The sequence below is a fragment of the Stenotrophomonas sp. 85239_Sma genome (assembly GCF_056481725.1).
Map to the genome: position 1 here is coordinate 4052647 of NZ_CM151163.1, position 16814 is coordinate 4069460.

Here is a 16814-nt window from a genome sequence, read left to right on the forward strand (position 1 = left end):
TTTACGTGTGTCCCAACGAGCGCAGAAGATGGCCGGGGCAGCATACTGCCCCGGCCGTGGCGGCCCGGGGAGAAGGTCGCCTTGAACCGTCAGGCCGCCTTCATCGCATGCTTGCGCGCACGCATCACGTTGTGGCACTCCTGCACTTCCGGCAGCAGCTGGGTCACTTCCTGGCGCACGGCGGGCGGCAGCTCGTTGTCCTTCAGCACATCCTTGAACGCGCCCAGCAGGCGGTCTTCGGATTCTTCAAGTTCGGCCACATAGCCATAGTTGGTGTCACCGAAGGCTGCACGGACCTTGCCGTAAAACTGCTGCATGGAACCAACCACAGTGCCGTGCTCGGCCGGCTTGCCGCCGCTGGCGGCCACCGAGCCGCTCAGCGCCGCCACGATGCGGCCCTTGACGCCGGCAATGCGGGTGAACAGCGCCGACAGCTCGGCGTCCTTTACCTTGGTCGCTGCCTCTTCATAGAACGACTTGCCATCACGGGCGATCTCGATCAGGTCGTTGAGGCGATGTTCGATGGTGGACTGGGTGCTCATGGCGTCGCTCCTGTTTGCTCGGAATTCTGCGGGGAATGGCAGCGCGGGTGCGTTGCCTTCGACACCACTGTGGAGGTTCGAATGTGCCTGTCGGGTGAGTACGAATTGATTCGCGCATCACCCTGCAGAACACGTGCTGACTTCTTCATCGCCAGCACCACCTGCCTTCACGGCATCTGAGCGTGCAGTGCGAACGTCACCAGGGCGCGATGACGATGATCAGGCTGACCAGCAGCGCAATCGCCAGGATCACCAGCAGCACGTGCCATTGCTTCCAGCTGGGTTTCGGCTTGCCAGGCGTGTTCATCGGCGGCCTCCTGTGTGTGCCGGGAAAGGAGCTGCCAGACTGAAGCGCAAGCGCATCGCACAACGTGGACGGCATGTGCACTCCCCGTGTAGGGCGGTGGCCGCAGGCACGCGAAGACGCCGCATTCACAGACAGCGCCGTCGCGGGAGGTGGAGCATCACACCGGTTCGGCCTCACTCACAACCGTCGCACGCTTGGCGCTGTACTCGGCGAATACCACACCGGACACTGCGAGCACGCCGCCGGCCAATACCCAGCCACTGAGCGATTCGCCCAGCAGCAGCACGGCTAGTGCAGCGGTCACGATCGGCACCAGGTTGAAGAAGCCGGATACACGTGCGGCTCCCAGCCGCGAAAGCCCCGTCATCCAGGTCAACGGCGCCAGGATCGATGCGCACACCGCGGCAAAACCGATACAGCCCACCGCGGTCAGGTTGTTCACCCCCGTGCCGGCCATCAGCTGTACTGGCAGCAGGATCAGCGACGCCGCCGTGGCCTGCAGGAACAGCGACTCCAGCATCGACAGCGGAATCTTCCAGCGCTGCATCAGCACGTTGTAGGCGGCAAAGGCCAACGCACCGATCAGCATGATCGCATCGCCGCGGTTCAGGCCATGCGCCGCCAGCCGTGCCAGGTCGCCCTGCGATACCACCGCCACCACGCCGGCCGTGGAGATCAACGCACCGACGATAGCGGCGCCACGCACCGGGTGGCCCATGAACACGCGTGACAGCGCCAGCGCGATCAGCGGAATCAGGGCCTGGATCACCCCCATGTTGGTGGCCGAGGTGAAATGCGCCGCGTAATAGGCCAGGCACTGGTACATCACACCGCCCAGGCAGCCCAGCACCAGGAAGCGCCCGAGGTTGGCACGCACGGTCTGCAGGTTGTGGCGCAGTTTCGGCAGCGCGAACGGCAACAGGACAACGGCAGCAACCAGCCAGCGGAAGAAGCCGATGTCGATGGGGCCGACCGAGCCCGAGGCAAGCTTGGTGACGATGGTGTTCGCGCCCCACAACAGGCAGGCGAGGATCGGAAAAAGATAGTTCACGGAATGTGGGTGTACGTGGGAGGTTGCCCAGCGTAGGCTTGGCGCATATCAAGGACATCCTGAAAATGCGCCACTCCGACCCGGGCTTGCGGCAACCGATGGAACCCATCCCCACCTTCCGCCAGCTGCCCGGCCCGATCTACTTCCGGCAAGGCGCAATGGAACCCAACGACTGGGGTACGCACAGCCATCCCTGGGGTCAGTTCAACTTCGTTGCGCAGGGCGTGATGGAAATGAAGATCGAGGGCGAGTGGATGGTGTCGCCACCGCACTACGCGCTTTGGATTCCACCCGGCGTGGCCCATTACTCGCGCAACCGCTCGGTGCTGGCCTATCGATCGGCCTATCTGTCACCAGCATTGTCACGCCGCTTGCCCGCGCGGTGCCGGGCGCTGGAGGTCACGCCCCTTCTGCGCGAACTGCTGCACGAACTGGCGCGCCAGGGCGTGACTGATCCGCAATCACCGGCACAACGCCGGATGGCGGCCGTAGTGATCGACCAGATCGTCAACGCCGCCGTACTGCCCAGCTTCCTGCCGATCGCCAGCAGCGACGCATTGAAGCAGGTGATGACATACATGGAAAAGCATCTGCACGCCGCCGAAACGGTCGCCGACATCGCGCAACGGCACCACATGAGCGTGCGCAAACTGGAGCGCCTGGCGCGCAGCGAGCTGGGCATGTCGTTGGGTGACTGGCGCGGACGGATGCGGTTCGTCAGGGCCACCGAAGCGCTGTGCACGCGACGGCCGATCAGCCGCATCGCCGAGGAGCTGGGGTACTCAGGGGTCAGCGCCTTCGCCGAGATGTTCAAGCGGCATGCGCAGTGCACGCCCGACCAGTATCGGAAGCTGCATCGAGCGGGGTGAGGAAGGCCTAGAGAGCGACCAGCAGGTCCACGAGCAGCTTCGGCAGCAACAACGCTGCCGCAACGCCCGCCAACAGGATCAGTAGCACCTTCGCCGTCAATGGGCGACGGCGCGGATTGCCGAAGTACAGACGCAGGTCGCGCAGTTCACTTTCCAGCCCCTGCCGCACGCCAGCGCTCTGTGCACCGGGCTCGAGCAGCTGCCGTTCAAGCGCTTGCAGGCGTTTCATCAGTTCGCGTGGCGGTGTAGCCCGCATGATCTGCTGATTGAGTTCCTGCAGGCGGCGCGCCTGCGGCATCAGCGCCGCCACGAGGTCATCCGGCGGAAGCTGCGACACCAGCCGCAGAGCGTCCGCATCCATTTCAGCCTGGAGCACATCGCGTTGCTGCTGCAGTTCGGCCAGGGAGGCGCGGCGCTGCCACATGGGGAGGTATAGGGTTGACAGGTAATGGACAGTGTATCGCCCGGTGGCCCGGGAAGGCTGTCGATTTCCCGCCCCGTCGTTCGTCGAAAGGGAAAAGGCGGGCCCTTCGGCCTGCAGGAGTATCCCGATGTGCCCGATCCTTACCGCATTCGCCACTTCCCCGGACCGCGGCCAGGGCCTGGCCCGTGACATGCGCGTACGCTGGGCGCTGGAGGAGCTGGACGTGCCCTATGACGTGCAGTTGCTCAGCTTCGCCGAGCTGAAGCAGCCTGCACACCTGGCGCGCAATCCCTTCGGGCAGATTCCTACCTGGCAGGACGGCGATCAAGTGCTGTTCGAATCCGGCGCGATCGTGCTGCACCTGGCCGAGCAGCATGCCGGCCTGCTTCCTGCTGATCCGGATGCACGCATGCGCGCGATCATGTGGGTGTTCGCTGCATTGAATACGGTGGAGCCACCCATCGTCGAGCGCTCGATGGCCTGGGTGCTGGAGCGCGAGCAGCCCTGGTATGCACAGCGCCTGCCGATGCTCGAAGAGCGTGTGCGTATGCGGCTGTCACAACTGTCCGCCTGGTTGGGCTCGGCGTCGTGGCTGGATGGTGAATTCAGCGCCGGCGACCTGATGATGGTTTCGGTACTGCTGCGCCTGAAGAGCAGTGGCCTGCTCGACGAACACCCGCAGGTGGTCGCCTATGTGGGCCGTGCAACACAGCGCCCCGCCTACCAGCGCGCCTTCGCTGCGCAGCTGGCCGTGTTCCAGAACGCCTGATGCTACGCCCTGTGGGCAGGCCTCAGCGTAGACCACGCCGGCAGGCGGCCTGCACCAGCATCAGCTGTGCCACCAGGATCAGCATCGCGCAGCCTGACAGCAACCACGGATCGATGTACCACTGCGTGTTGAAGCTGAAGTCGCCGGCGGAAATGCGCTTCCAGCCGTTGAAGTGCTGCATCGCCGCGACCACGAACGCGAACCCACCTGCGGTGTAGGACAACCAGGGCACGATGAGACCGCCCGGGCGCGCGAACAGCGTCAGCAGGCCCAGCACGCCGATGCCCGTGCGCTGCACGCGGCAGTACGGGCAGACATAAGCCATCCCGCTCCATTCCACCGCCCAGGCCAGCAAGCTGACCAGCACCGCGGCGCCTGCTGCGATATAGAGCATTCTGGTCGGGATTGTCATGCTGCCATCGTGTGCCACGCAGCGCTCCTTCGTTCAAAGACCCAGCCAGGGTAGCAACGCGGCAGGGTCAATCCTTCTTGAATACCGTGCGCTTGCCGATCGGGCTGCTCTTGCGCGCCGTCGGCCGTGCCAGCCCGGGAATCAGGAAGTCGGTAACCTTGTGGCCCTTCTGCACCTTGGACGCCAGCCAGCGCGGCATGCGCCCACGGCCGGACCAGGTCAGTCGCTTGTACTCTGGGTCGCGGTACTTGGCCGCCACCTTGCCGGCCCTGCGCCGTGCGGGTTTGCGGCTGGGTGCGGCCGCTTCGATGGCCTCTGCGCCAAAGAGTTCTTCAAGGGTGTAGCCAGCTTCGGCCGCAGCGGCTTTCAGCATCCGCCGCACGGCGCTGGCCGGACGCCGGCTTGAAATGAGCTGTTTCCGCTGTTCAGCGGCAACCACCAAGGCGCTCAGCTCCCGAAGGCTGAGCGATTCAATATCGATCGTCATGCGGGAAAGGTCTACTGCCGCGCGGCGCCTGTCAAGGCGCCTTGCCTTCCGCGTAGACACGGGCTTCACTGCCGGTGGGCTCCGATCGCCTTCGTCGGCCATCCCCGAGGACATCCCTGTGAGCACCTCATCGCATTCGCTCGCCTACCTGCTTGCACGCCTCCTGCTGATGGCGCTGTTCCTGGTGTCCGGGCTGGGCAAGCTCGGCGATCTCAACGGCACCCAGGGCTACATGGAAGCGATGGGCGTGCCCGGCATCCTGTTGTGGCCGACCATCGCCTTCGAAATCGGCAGCGGCCTGTGCCTCCTGCTCGGCTTCCAGACCCGGCTGGTGTCGGTCGTACTGGCCGGCTTCAGCCTGGTCACCGCGTTCATCTTCCACCACAACTTCGCCGACCAGACCCAGCAGATCATGTTCCTGAAGAATCTGGGGCTGGCCGGCGGGTTCCTGCTGCTGGCCTGCACCGGGGCGGGGCGCTACAGCATTGATGGGCGTGGGCGGCGCGGGTAAGCCTCGATCCGTGGTGCGTACGCGCTAGCGGCGAAGTCCGGCCTCCGGCGCCAGCGTGTGGATCACTCTTCCCTGCGCATCCAGGAACTCGATGGCGCCGTAACCCTCGGCCGTGATGGTCAGGCGCAGGCGCGTGCGGTCGGCCGTGTCATTCAACGCGATGGCCGGCGTGCCGTCAGAGCCGACCACCAGGCCGATTCGGGTCGGTGCCTGCACGCCGGGAATCAGCTTGTTGCCCAGCGCAGGCTCGCGGATCAGCTTCGGCGCCTGGTTGATCGAAAAGCTCACCGCACCGTCCGGCGATACCCGCCAGCCAATCGCATCCATCGCCGGGTGATCCAGTGCCAGCACCGCCATGCCACCGTCAACATCGGCAGTACCGAAGCCACCACGCTCGCTGCCCGTGTCGTCGTACAGCACCATGCCAGCCACGTTGAACGCGCGCTTGTACTGCAGGCCATCGATGATCGGCGCCGGCGTCTTGCCGGACAGCGTCATGCGGATCACGCCCGTGTCATCGACGATATCGATACGCCGTGCAGTGATGCGCTCGTGGTCGGGTGTTTCCACGCGCGTCTGTGGTGCCCTGTCGACGATCAGGCGTTGCAGGGTTTCAACGGACGGGCGCTTGGGTGAGTCGGAAGGCTCTGCTGCAGCGGCAGGCAATGCCGCAAGAGCAGTCAGGACGACGAACGTGCAGGCAATGCGCTTCATGCGGGCTCCTTGTCGTACGGGTCGGCGGATGTCGCATCTTGCCACCTTCTGCACAACCACCGTCTGCACAGGAGCCCATCGGGCGTATCCGCCGCGCGTCTCCTGGAGCGGATCGTACCCGGCCTCATGCTCCACTGATCGCTCCACCCATTCTGGATGTCCACTCCAATAGAACCTGGAATGCACCCGCTTCGGTGTATCGCCATCGCGCTCGCCGGACGCGCCCGATCCTTGCATGCAGTCAATCACGCTTGGCAAACATCCAAGCGGACGGGGCCATTGTTGCCTCTGATTGCGTCAATCGCATCAATGGCCCCGATGCGCTAGTGCCGGCACATCCCGCCACCCACCACGGCCTGTATCGGCGGATTCGGCGGATTCGAGTACACGAACACGTGGCGCCAATCCTGCGGTTGAACCCAGTCTTTCATGTACGCATACAGGAAATGGCCCGTGATCAGCTTGGCATCCGCGCGCAGGTCACAATACATGGGCAGGCTGCTGCTGTTGACGATCACGCATCGCGCTTGAACGGGTGTGTAGGTGCAGCTCATGTTGACCTGGAACCACACTGGCCCGGGCTGGGCTCGGGTAGGAGTGACGAGCAACAGCAGCACGGCTACAGCAATCACTAAACGAAGCATAGATCCCCCTGGACTCTATTCGTTTGGAAAGGCTGGAACGCAATGTCGGGTTGCGGAAGTCCCGCGGGCAGATAATCGCGCACTTCAGCCGGGTACGGAATCCCTGAGTCACCTGCGCCGGTGCCCCCCAGCAGTTCCATCGAGAATGTCCGCGTGAACCTTGAGGCGGCCGGCCCTTCCCTTTAGCGCTCACCCTGCACCTGCCATGCCGGCTCAGGAGGCCCATCGACATCCACCGCGGGAGAGAGAAGGGCATCTTCCCGCCCAAGCACAAGGTTGGAGGCGTTGGATTCGCGCACCCAGGAGCGCTTCGCAGTGAACGCCCTAGGACGCAGGGGCAGCCCGCGACCAACGGCAACGGTAGCGGGGCGTGGACGCTCACCGAGCGGTCATCGGGCCGCGTCGGTTTGACGAAGGAGGCACTGCGGATTGTGGGCGGAAGCATCAATTGGCCACATGTTCGCAGCAAAAGTTGGCCGCAGCTAGAAATAACAACCACAAGCGCCAATAAACACGTTGAAATACCTAGGCAAGAAGGCGTCGCAACCCAGAAGGGTCCAACCTCGGCCTGGAGCATTTACACGATTTGACCGCAAGAGCCGAGCATTGCGGAGCAGCCCTATGCTGGTCATTGTAAGCCATTGAAAGGATGACCTAGGGCCGCAGCACCTCTGTGAACAGATCCGATACCACCGAGGCCAATCTAGCCGCCCTTGGTTTAGTGCACATCTTCATTTGGAAATCCCACAGTCACGGCCTTGGCTCGCGCTTGGCCAAGGCAGTCGGTGTGGAACACGACCAGATGCACGCTCCTCAAGCTAGTCCCGGGCTCGGAAGGTCGGAAGGACCGCTGGATACTTAGCAAAGCTTGCCGCCATGCTACAAAGCCGCTCCATCCGATCATACATCTCTGAGAAAAGCATGAACGGGTCCGCCTGGTCGGGTTGATTGCCGAGCTCATGCCGCGAGGCGCCCAGTCGAATCGTCTCGACTACGCCTCTCGAGGTCGAATGGGAGTGGAGTCTAAGTAGACGCGTGTGGGGATCTATTGCCATCGGTTGCCGATGGATAAGTTTATTTCTCATGTCTCCCAGCTCACGCAGCCACTTGGGATCAGCCTTTTTTCCCCAGTTGGCGAAAAGATTACGCGCTAGTGGTTCCATAACCTCATCCGCCTTCGCACCAACTGCGCTCTCCAGCCGGGCCATACTGTCGATAGATTCCTTAAGCCCCAAATGAATTCCGGCCAACTTTGCAAGGTAGTCCCTCGCCCCGCATAGATCTGTCGCTAAGGCCTGAAAGTCACGATAGATGTCACTCAGAAGGAGATTGGAGAAGCCCGATTCTGGCTCTCTATCCTGAACTGCACCGCAAAGCTGCTGGTGATGATGAATCGACAGGTCCCGAACTCGATGTCCCGCACTCGTCAAGGATGCACTCACACTTTCAGCTCCACGTGCATAGATTTCATCTCCTGATGCGTCGGAATTGGCGGAGATGGCCCCCCAAAGATCTGCCGCGAAGAGGCCCTTGGAGAGACGACCGATGCCTGGATTCCAGAACGCTTCAGAGGCTCCCTTGCCCTCAAACTCCTGATTGTATCCGACGAACCTACTACCACACTCCCGTGCCAATGCATGTAATGCCGGCCAAGTGAGATCGCAAAGGGCGAGCACATCCCCTTTTCCGCGCAGAGGTAGTAAAGCCAATCCCCTATTAGCCGTCTCAACGGCCCGCAGCCCGCCTGTGAAGTACAGGACATTCGTGGCTCGGACTGATCCGATCTCCATGAACTCGACTTCGTTGTGCATCTTCCCTCCAGTGGCGATTCCAAAGCATGCCAGTCAGGCTAACCGACCGCCTACAATAATTCCGAATGACGGGACTAAAAGGCCTTTACGGCAACTCGGCAAGAACACGCTCAAGAACTAGAGACCCAAGCCGCTATCGATCTACCGATACTGCATGGAGGCGCGATGGGAACGGTCGCAAGCTGGAACGAGATTGCTACATTAGCCAGTGCTGTTGTGCCCATCGTGGGCATTTCATTAGTCTCGCTCTACCTTTGCTATAAGTCGGGCACGCTCCACCCACTCCGAAATCGTCTCACGCGCCTCTTTGTTAGCCGCGAGGATATTGAGCCAGGGCCGATAAGAAACAGCTTCTCTGATCGCTCCGCAGTCGTTTCCTTTGCCATGATATACGGCATCCATCTAGACACTGCGCCAGAGGTCGAAGCTTTCATTGCTAAGGCTCAGTCTCGCAACATCCCGCTCCATCTAATTGGCATCGCCGGGAGTGCGTTCGATCGATCAGAATTTTCTGTTAGGCCCGATAGATCGCCCCGCAGGTGGGGAGACGGAATGGTCGGCATTGGACTTCTGGTCAGCTACATAGCCGCGGCATGCTTTCTCGCCGGAACTCTTGCGGACGACATCTTGATCCGGGTTCGAGCAACCAATACGGTGCTTTGGGTGGAGGCCAAAGAAGGTGAGGGTACTGCGCGCGGAATTCTCAGGGATAGGAACATGGCGTTCTCGCAAGCGGAATGCGAGACGTTACCCGCAGCTGAAACGATTGGTCCTTTCATCGGCGACGAACATCGCTATAACTTGTCAGTGCTATGCGCGATCTGGACCTCGCCTTCGGAGAGGAAGGAACTCATCGATGCACTCCCACAACAACGTATCGCGTTCAGCGCTGTGGGACTGCTATTCCTGACCATTCTAGTTGCCTTCCTACAGGCCCTGATCAGGCGAAATGCTATTCGCAAGCTAGAACGACGAGTACTCGCTAACTCCTCACCAGCGTCAGAAATCCCGCGCCCCCGCCGCAGTCGGCGGTTTGTTCTGCGAATCGGGAAGTCAGTCCATCTGAGCTACGGAAGTATCGAGGCCGATGGTCGGATTCGTGCTAAGCATTAGCAGATGCACACTCCACGGATAGAGCAATGCAGGAATCTACAGGAATCTATCCTCGCCTTATGCAAGGACCCTGAGGAACTACGAGTCCTCCATTCAGAGCGAGACGCCGACCTAATGGAAGGAAAGGCTCCAGACTGATGACCGAGGGCCGAGCTCCCCATGGAATGCGTTCCACTGGGCCGTAATCGAAGGACCGCATCATCTTTGAGGGATTGCTGCGGAGCTAGGAATCATCACCAGCAACTCGTAATAATTTAGAACGAACGGGAAGCGCATCGCACATTTTTATGCAAAGAACGCCAATATCAGACAAGCATTGCTTCGTGCTCAGGTAAGGCTGCAGAATCCACGCCATGATGTAGGCTAACCATAGCAGGAAGACCATGGCCGACACAGTACGAGTCAATCTGTGCTACCGCCCGTTGCGTATTGGTTGGGCAATTCGCTCTAATGACCTAGAGGGGTTTCGAAGAGCTGTACGTTACTCCCATGTCCTCTGGGGCGGCCGCTTCAATCCGATCCTAATCGTCGACAACCAGGAAGAAGCTCGGCAACAGGTCGAACTATTCCGCCTGGACGTCGTGTGGCCAATGGGCGACAGCCAAGAAGTCCGGGAGTTCGTCGAGAGCTTCCCTCATCTTAAACCTCCGTTTCACGGCGAGTCCATCTTCGTCAATCAGGCGCCTTGGCGAGGCTTCTCGTGGGTACTTGATATCTTCAACACTGCCGCGCATTGGCACACAAAGCCAGAATGGTCCAGGTTCAAGGATCTGGGTCTGTGCAAGTACCAGTGGCGTGACGAGGATCCCCTAGCGGACGTGTTCCTGATGCAGCTTGGCAGATACCCGGATGCTGAGGAAGTCGGCGTCGACTACGATGCGATGGTCACAGAGCTGCTGAGCCCGATCACAGTTGCAGTGCAACAGGACGAACCGATTCCAGGCGATCTCATCCGGCGCCCGAGCCTGTCATCGGTGTGTAGATTTGCTGTCGAACGTCATTACACGGTGCGCCCCGGTTGGGAGACGCCCGGCTTCTTCCTTGGCAGTGCGGGAAATCTTGAGGACTTGATCTGCTTCTGGAACATCCGCGCCTGCGACATCCCAGTATGGTTTCTCGACACCGCTTACCTGCCTCGCTATAGAGATTTGATACCCCGAATAGACACCATCATCCAGGAGATGGCGCAGCGTAGTATGGACGCCACCGCGGGTCTGGGTATTTGGTCACGCGGCGATGTCGCGCAAGTTGACCAGCTGTTCGAGAATGAACGGCTGACAGTACACAGCATTCGGGAGGGATTCTGGTGTGGGGACGCCGTCGTGCCACCGGTCATGCGCCTCGGTGAAGCATCTACCCTAGGTGTCATCGGAAGCGAACGCGGCGTGCCGCGCGTGAACTTCGCACTGAACGATAGGCCGTGTAACGCACATCCTCAATACATGCAGCAGCATCTCGTTGCCTCAGTGTCGTTGACCGGCGCCCTCTTTGGAGATGAGCACCACACGTTCGACGTTCCGTACATTCCGGATCTGAATCAATTCTACGCTCAGACAATGCACTTCGAGCATGGCAAGCTGCGTGCTGAGCCGGAGCAAGTCGGACTAATAATCAATGCCGCCGACCATGACACGTTTCTCAATGCGATGCCGGTCAGCCAACTGATCGGACGCATGTTCGAATTGGCGGGTTACAACAGCACACTGAGCAATAGCGGACGTATCGCCCGACAGCTGCTTACGCAATTGGGAGGCCTGCAGGGCGCGCGCATATTCAAGATTCCGGGAGCCAGGGAGTTGTTAAGGTCCTTTGGCCCACGAGCAACGTTCTCCAAGAACGTTGCAATTGATACGATTTCGGGGAAGACAAGGGAGGAACTGAGGGGAACGTTCGCTGCCCATGTGGACCTTTTCCTGCGACCACGTCCGATCAGCCAGAAGCTGACACCTCCTCACGTCTTCGAGACAATGGTGGACGCGGGGTTGTTCCGCATCGGCATGGACTTGGATTGCCCTCAGTGCGGAATGAGAAGTTGGGTCGCGCTCGATGTACTCCAGCAGAAGATCAGCTGCGAACTATGCGGTCACGGCTATGACGCGACCAGCCAGCTCTTGAATAGCGAGTGGCGTTTCCGACGGTCGGGGGTGCTAGGTGCCGAGCGCAATGCACAGGGCGCGATCCCTGTAGCGCTGACGCTCCAGCAGCTGGACGCGAACCTGGACAGGACCTTCCGCTCTTGCGTCTACTCTCCCTCGCTCGACCTCAAGTCCCGCATTGATCCACGGCACCCGGACTGCGAGATCGACTTCGCGTGGGTGCAGATGAATAAGTACCCCAAGCGCACCTCCGTCATCCTGGGCGAATGCAAAGATCGCGGTGGTATCGACCCTGATGAGTTCCGGCGCGACATCGAGAACCTTAGCCGCATCGCAGATGCGTTCCCGCCGAAGAGATTCCAAACCTACGTGGCGTACATCAAGCTTTCGCCGTTTACTGAAGAGGAGATCGCGATCGCAAGCGCCTTGAACGATGAACATCGAAGTCGGGTGATTCTGCTCTCTTCACGTGATCTAGAGCCCTATCGTCTTTTCGAACATGCCGTCCCGGCCGGCCAAGGCATCGACATTCGGACAGATTCGTGCGAAGGACTGGCACTCATCACCCACCAGCTCTACTTCCACAATCCTGCTTAGTCCAGCGTTGCTATCACCCCTCCGCCCCCAACGCACGGGGAACGGGGAACGGGGAACGGGGAACGGGGAAGTGTGCTAGCGTAGTCAAAGATGAGCAACTATCTCCGCAAAGGCTGCAGCCGAATATCGGTGTGATCGAAATGATCACGCCCCTGTAGCTCAATGGGTAGAGCAGCGGATTTATATCCCGTCAGCGCCAGATAAGCGGCAAGTGCCGGTTCGAGCCCGGCCAGGGGCACCACCAGACTAATCCTTGGCGCTGACGCCTTGCGGCTCCTTACCTGCTGGAGCTGCACCGCTGATGCCTTTCCGTCAACTCAGTTCACAAATGTTCCTGTCGCTCCTAGGCGCCACTTGAGTGTGGCTATGCCGACGCGTAGATGGCAGCAGTGCGCCACCCCAGGTGAGTCAGCCTCGCAGAGAGCGCCTAATCGTTGCAGCGCTGGGCGCTAGTACCCTCTTACTGCAACAAAAGTAGCTCGACATAGCGCAACGAAAGTTGTTTTTAATCAACAACTTACAATTAAATTGCACTTGCGCACAGGCCCCAGACGTGCCTAGGATGATCCAACAAGACCGTCACGAGTGGTCATGGAATTCCAAGCACACACGCAGAGCAACTTGGAAACCTGGCTCCAGAGGGAGTACGGGCTACTGATTGATTCATCTGTGATCGCAAGAATTCTGGGCTACAGAAATGCCAACTCGTTGGCGAAGGCTCGTAGCCGCGGGGTAGTGTCGATCGACATGTTCCGGCTGCCAAACAGGCAGGGGCTGTACACCTCACCCAAGCACCTCGCCGCGTACCTACAGGCGACTCTTCCGAAGAACCACATCCCTACTGTTGGAGGCGACGATGGACAGATAGCCGCGTCCGGTCGCTGAGAAAACGAAAGCCCCGATTAGCGGTCGGGGCTTTCGTACAAATGCCATAAATCGCTCACTTGGCATCTCGATCTCAGCACCACTCCCTACGTAAGTCAACTTCCGTTCGGAGGCTATCGGCGCCGTCACGGACAGTCCTTGCCTGTCATCCAGCTATCAGCTGGCCGGAGGGTCCAATGCTGAGCTCAAAGCAGATAGAAGCGCTATTCGATTCTTGGGATATCCCTGCACTGGGACGTGACTACATAGAGCACGTGCGGTCATGCGAGCCGGCTCGCCTCGTGGGCTCTGGAAGGATGCGTAACACGCCGGAACGATTCGCCAGCCAACGCATGGGGAGGGTGATCCAAGCAGAGAGCGCCACAGTGGAAGGCGCCCTGGTACGTATGTGTGAGTACGACTACGAGATTCTGGAGTACTGGGACCAGCCAAAAGCCGTTCCCTTGGTCATCACAGATCGGCGTGGACGACGGCAGCGCACGACTCATACGCCGGACTACCTGATCATCCGTGCGACGGGCCCAACAGTCGTGGAGTGCAAGACCAGGTCGGGCGCAGAGGCACTAACCAGCGTCAGGGAGGAGGACTGGAGATTTGATGGAAACGACTTCAGCTTTGAGCCGGCCGTTTCATACTTCTCAGAACTTGGCATCAGCCATAGGGTATGGACCCCGGATGACCGCAGCCAGCTCCGCAGTAGCAACATAGATCTGCTGCTCGCCGTACGGCGATGGCCAAAGAATGACATCGGAGAGAAGTGGAGACTGCGGATAACCCGCTACCTGGCCAAGCGAATGATCGCCAGCATCTCGGACCTACACTCCGAACTCCACCTTCCAGATGCGGGCGTCGTCCTTCGAGGGATACATGACGGCTGGCTGTATGCCCCGCTGGACTTATATCTTCTGTCATGCCCTGAAGATGGCTTGGTTGCCCTGACGGCAAGGGATTTCGAGCTTGGAATGGAAACTCTCGAAGCCTATCGCACAGAGTCATGCAACCCTAGCCGATCTCGATGCATTCCCAACCTAGCCCAAGCATCAATCATGATTGAGCGAAAGAAGGAGCTTGACGGCGTATCCGAGCCCACGCGCTCAAAGCGCACGATGCGGCGCTACAAGGCACTTCTTCGCCACAGCAACGGCGACGCTCATGCACTTCTACCCCGGCCACGGCCGGGCAATCGGCTTCCGCGCTTGACAGCTGAGCACGAACACTTCCTCCAAGAATCCATAAGTGCCCACCACGCCAGCCCCGTCGGCCTGTCGGTGTCGGCAAGCTATCTTCTTTATAAGAATGCACTCGATGACAAGAAGGCCCTGGGAGAGCTGGCCGAAAGTGACTTTTCAGTATCACTCAACACTTACGCCGGCAGAGTTCGAAGACGTGACCAAGAGAGCCTAGCCTTCGCGGCGGGCGGAAGGCGAGCCGCGAACAGCGCTGCAAATCCTGTTGACCGTCGCCACGCGAGTGCCCCGACGAAAAGACCCTTCGAATCAGCGCAGGCCGACCACTACCTGGGAGACCGCACACTTGCATTGTGCAGCTCAGGCAATAGGCGCTTCACACAGAGACCTTGGGTTAGCGTTCTGAGAGACTCCTGTACCGGGGAAGTACTAGCTCTCACAGTTGGATTCCGCGCACCAGGGAGAAAGGTTCTAGCCGAGCTACTAAGAGACTGTGCGAGAAGACATAAGCGGCTTCCCGAATCGATTGCTAGCGACTGCGGATCGGACTTTGAGTCAACCTTCTACGAGTCCACGCTCGCGCTATACGGCGTCCACAAGAAGGATAGACCAAGTGGCGCCCCCAGGTTTGGCGGCGAATTGGAAAGGCTATTCGGGACACTCAAGACATCTATCCTATGGCAGCACATTGGATCAACACGCAATGACATGCGAGGTAGATCAGTCTCACCATCACATCGCAGCCATAGACTTGCCGAGCAGGATCTCATTGATTTCTATCACGAGCTGGAAAGCTCCATCTTTGAACAGCTGAACGTTCACCTGCGCGGTGAGCGACTGAACTCTCCAGACGTGATCATGGGAAATGGACTTGAGCTTTACCCCATGTCAGGAGTTCCAGTCAGTTTCGACCAAGACTTCCTGGTTGCAACCTCAATCGACGCGCCGAAGCGAATGTATCTGGTGGACAGGTCACGCGGAATCAACGTGCTTGGGAGATGGTACTGGGGCACAGGGCTCGCCCATTCGTCCAAGCGAAGGGTTGAAGTACGAATGGACTCTTGGGACGAGAATCTAGTCTATGCGTGGCTAGATGGAGGTTGGCTCCCATGTCGAAGTCGAGGCTCTCTTGAGCAAGCAATGGACAGTCTCACAGCCAGAATTTGCAGAACCACGCTCAGGTTGGATGGTCGTGCAGAGCTGGCGGAGGCAAGGCACGAAGCTGACCTATCTTTGGCAAGGCACCTTAGTGAGAGGGAGCGCGTGACGCCGTCTGAGCAGCCCACACCGTTCTCGTCAACAGCTCGCGACGCAAAGAAGAATCCTTCTCTTTTTAGCGACGATATTCCAAGCATCGCCATCAGCTGGAACTCCCAGCCGTGACCAAGACCATACCCGCGAAAGCGCTGCATCAACTGGACATCGACCATCCCCGATACCAAGAGGTCGATCGCCAACTTTTCACGCAGTTAGCCATGGGAGCACCCGGAAGTGTCGTCCTCATGGTTGGCCCCACCCGTGTGGGAAAGTCACGCCTAGTGCAAAGTGTGGCCCGTCGTCTAGTCCAGAGCCCGTTCTCAGACGACGAGCTGCCGGTGATCCTTGTTGAGGCTGCGACTACGCATGGAGGGCGCTTCTCAATGAAACATTTTACAATGCGCGCACTACAAGCACTGCGCCACCCTATGTATGGCGATCTCAGAGGCATCATTCGCCAGAGAGAGTCGGAGACAGAGCTAAGGATCAAGCTCGAGCAGGCGATCATCTATCGTAAGACCCGTTACCTTTTCATTGATGAAGCTCATCACCTACTGCGGACCAACCGTGGGGCACAGGCATCCGACATTCTTGATTCTCTGAAGTGCTTAGCCAATGCCACAGACATCATTCTAGTGTTGGCCGGTGGTTACGAGCTGTTCGCGGCAGGACTTTCCTCTGCTCATCTAAACGGACGAATGAGAGTCATCGAGTTCGGCCGCTATCGACCTACAGGTCAAGACGAGCTGAATTTTCTCGGGATTCTCAAAGGTTTGGATGCCCATCTTCCTTGGAAGAGCGGAAGTATTTTGATTATCCACTCTAGCTACATAACTGCCGGGACACTCGGATGCCTGGGGCTGCTCCTAGGCTGGGTGAATGCGGCCATGTGCGAGATGCACTCCCGTGGAGAGCGGGCGCTCCGCTTGGAACACTTCATGGAAACTCGTTATGAAGAGCAGATAGCCCTCATCGCTCGAGAAATTGCTGAAGGGGAGTCCGCAATGAGAAAGCTACCGACGCCTCCCAGCGAGACGAAGAATGGCGCTGACTCGAGTTGCCGCTCCAAGGAACAGAGGAGGCCATTTCAACGGAAGCCCAAGCGGGACCCCGTAGCCCCTGTCAGAAGGTGAGCAAC

Annotated in this window: 15 protein-coding genes and 1 tRNA gene; 8 read left to right on the forward strand and 8 right to left on the reverse strand. The window is 59.5% G+C overall.

Annotation, left to right across the window (positions count from 1 at the left end; genetic code table 11):
* Positions 1-89 precede the first annotated feature (89 nt).
* Both ACYKG1_RS18775 and ACYKG1_RS18780 read right to left on the reverse strand, forming a co-directional pair.
* Positions 90-542, reverse strand: coding sequence for a PA2169 family four-helix-bundle protein (locus ACYKG1_RS18775; protein WP_005419568.1), 453 nt, complete (start codon positions 540-542; stop codon positions 90-92).
* A gap of 464 nt (positions 543-1006) precedes the next feature.
* The gene (locus ACYKG1_RS18780) at positions 1007-1900 is read right to left on the reverse strand and encodes a DMT family transporter (RefSeq protein WP_478471100.1); all 894 of its coding nucleotides are present in this window, start codon (positions 1898-1900) and stop codon (positions 1007-1009) included.
* Between the two features lie 65 nt (positions 1901-1965).
* On the opposite strand from ACYKG1_RS18780, the gene ACYKG1_RS18785 reads away from it, so the two are divergent.
* Complete coding sequence (locus ACYKG1_RS18785; protein ID WP_100475256.1) at positions 1966-2769, forward strand: AraC family transcriptional regulator; 804 nt, start codon at positions 1966-1968, stop codon at positions 2767-2769.
* 7 nt (positions 2770-2776) lie between these two features.
* Here ACYKG1_RS18785 and ACYKG1_RS18790 read toward each other — a convergent pair whose 3' ends face one another.
* Positions 2777-3193: a hypothetical protein gene (locus ACYKG1_RS18790; RefSeq protein WP_100474017.1), complete on the reverse strand. Its 417-nt coding sequence runs from the start codon at positions 3191-3193 to the stop codon at positions 2777-2779.
* Positions 3194-3320: 127 nt separating this feature from the next.
* On the opposite strand from ACYKG1_RS18790, the gene ACYKG1_RS18795 reads away from it, so the two are divergent.
* Positions 3321-3962, forward strand: coding sequence for a glutathione S-transferase family protein (locus tag ACYKG1_RS18795; RefSeq protein ID WP_262227905.1), 642 nt, complete (start codon positions 3321-3323; stop codon positions 3960-3962).
* 22 nt (positions 3963-3984) lie between these two features.
* Here ACYKG1_RS18795 and ACYKG1_RS18800 read toward each other — a convergent pair whose 3' ends face one another.
* Both ACYKG1_RS18800 and ACYKG1_RS18805 read right to left on the reverse strand, forming a co-directional pair.
* Entirely contained in the window at positions 3985-4392 is a 408-nt protein-coding gene (locus ACYKG1_RS18800) for a hypothetical protein (RefSeq protein ID WP_478471101.1), read from the reverse strand.
* Positions 4393-4441: 49 nt separating this feature from the next.
* On the reverse strand, positions 4442-4861 hold the full coding sequence (locus ACYKG1_RS18805; RefSeq protein ID WP_262083523.1) for an H-NS histone family protein: 420 nt from the start codon (positions 4859-4861) through the stop codon (positions 4442-4444).
* Between the two features lie 118 nt (positions 4862-4979).
* On the opposite strand from ACYKG1_RS18805, the gene ACYKG1_RS18810 reads away from it, so the two are divergent.
* Entirely contained in the window at positions 4980-5372 is a 393-nt protein-coding gene (locus ACYKG1_RS18810; RefSeq protein WP_100474021.1) for a DoxX family protein, read from the forward strand.
* Positions 5373-5396: 24 nt separating this feature from the next.
* On the opposite strand, the gene ACYKG1_RS18815 is transcribed toward ACYKG1_RS18810, so the two are convergent.
* From ACYKG1_RS18815 to ACYKG1_RS18825, 3 genes are all read right to left on the reverse strand, one after another.
* The gene (locus ACYKG1_RS18815) at positions 5397-6086 is read right to left on the reverse strand and encodes a hypothetical protein (protein ID WP_262227902.1); all 690 of its coding nucleotides are present in this window, start codon (positions 6084-6086) and stop codon (positions 5397-5399) included.
* A gap of 323 nt (positions 6087-6409) precedes the next feature.
* Positions 6410-6703: a hypothetical protein gene (locus tag ACYKG1_RS18820; protein WP_262083526.1), complete on the reverse strand. Its 294-nt coding sequence runs from the start codon at positions 6701-6703 to the stop codon at positions 6410-6412.
* 845 nt (positions 6704-7548) lie between these two features.
* Positions 7549-8541, reverse strand: a complete 993-nt coding sequence (locus ACYKG1_RS18825) for a hypothetical protein (protein ID WP_478471102.1) — start codon at positions 8539-8541, stop codon at positions 7549-7551.
* A gap of 165 nt (positions 8542-8706) precedes the next feature.
* On the opposite strand from ACYKG1_RS18825, the gene ACYKG1_RS18830 reads away from it, so the two are divergent.
* The 5 genes from ACYKG1_RS18830 (at position 8707) to ACYKG1_RS18850 (ending at position 16809) form a co-directional block, all read left to right on the forward strand.
* Positions 8707-9654, forward strand: a complete 948-nt coding sequence (locus tag ACYKG1_RS18830; RefSeq protein WP_478471103.1) for a DUF6216 family protein — start codon at positions 8707-8709, stop codon at positions 9652-9654.
* A gap of 383 nt (positions 9655-10037) precedes the next feature.
* Entirely contained in the window at positions 10038-12347 is a 2310-nt protein-coding gene (locus ACYKG1_RS18835; RefSeq protein WP_478471104.1) for a hypothetical protein, read from the forward strand.
* 148 nt (positions 12348-12495) lie between these two features.
* Positions 12496-12588: transfer RNA gene (locus ACYKG1_RS18840), tRNA-Ile, on the forward strand.
* An 820-nt stretch (positions 12589-13408) separates the two neighbouring features.
* Positions 13409-15802: a hypothetical protein gene (locus tag ACYKG1_RS18845; RefSeq protein ID WP_478471105.1), complete on the forward strand. Its 2394-nt coding sequence runs from the start codon at positions 13409-13411 to the stop codon at positions 15800-15802.
* Entirely contained in the window at positions 15799-16809 is a 1011-nt protein-coding gene (locus tag ACYKG1_RS18850) for a TniB family NTP-binding protein (protein WP_478471106.1), read from the forward strand. The genes ACYKG1_RS18845 and ACYKG1_RS18850 overlap by 4 nt, the downstream gene beginning before the upstream one ends.
* Positions 16810-16814 lie beyond the last annotated feature (5 nt).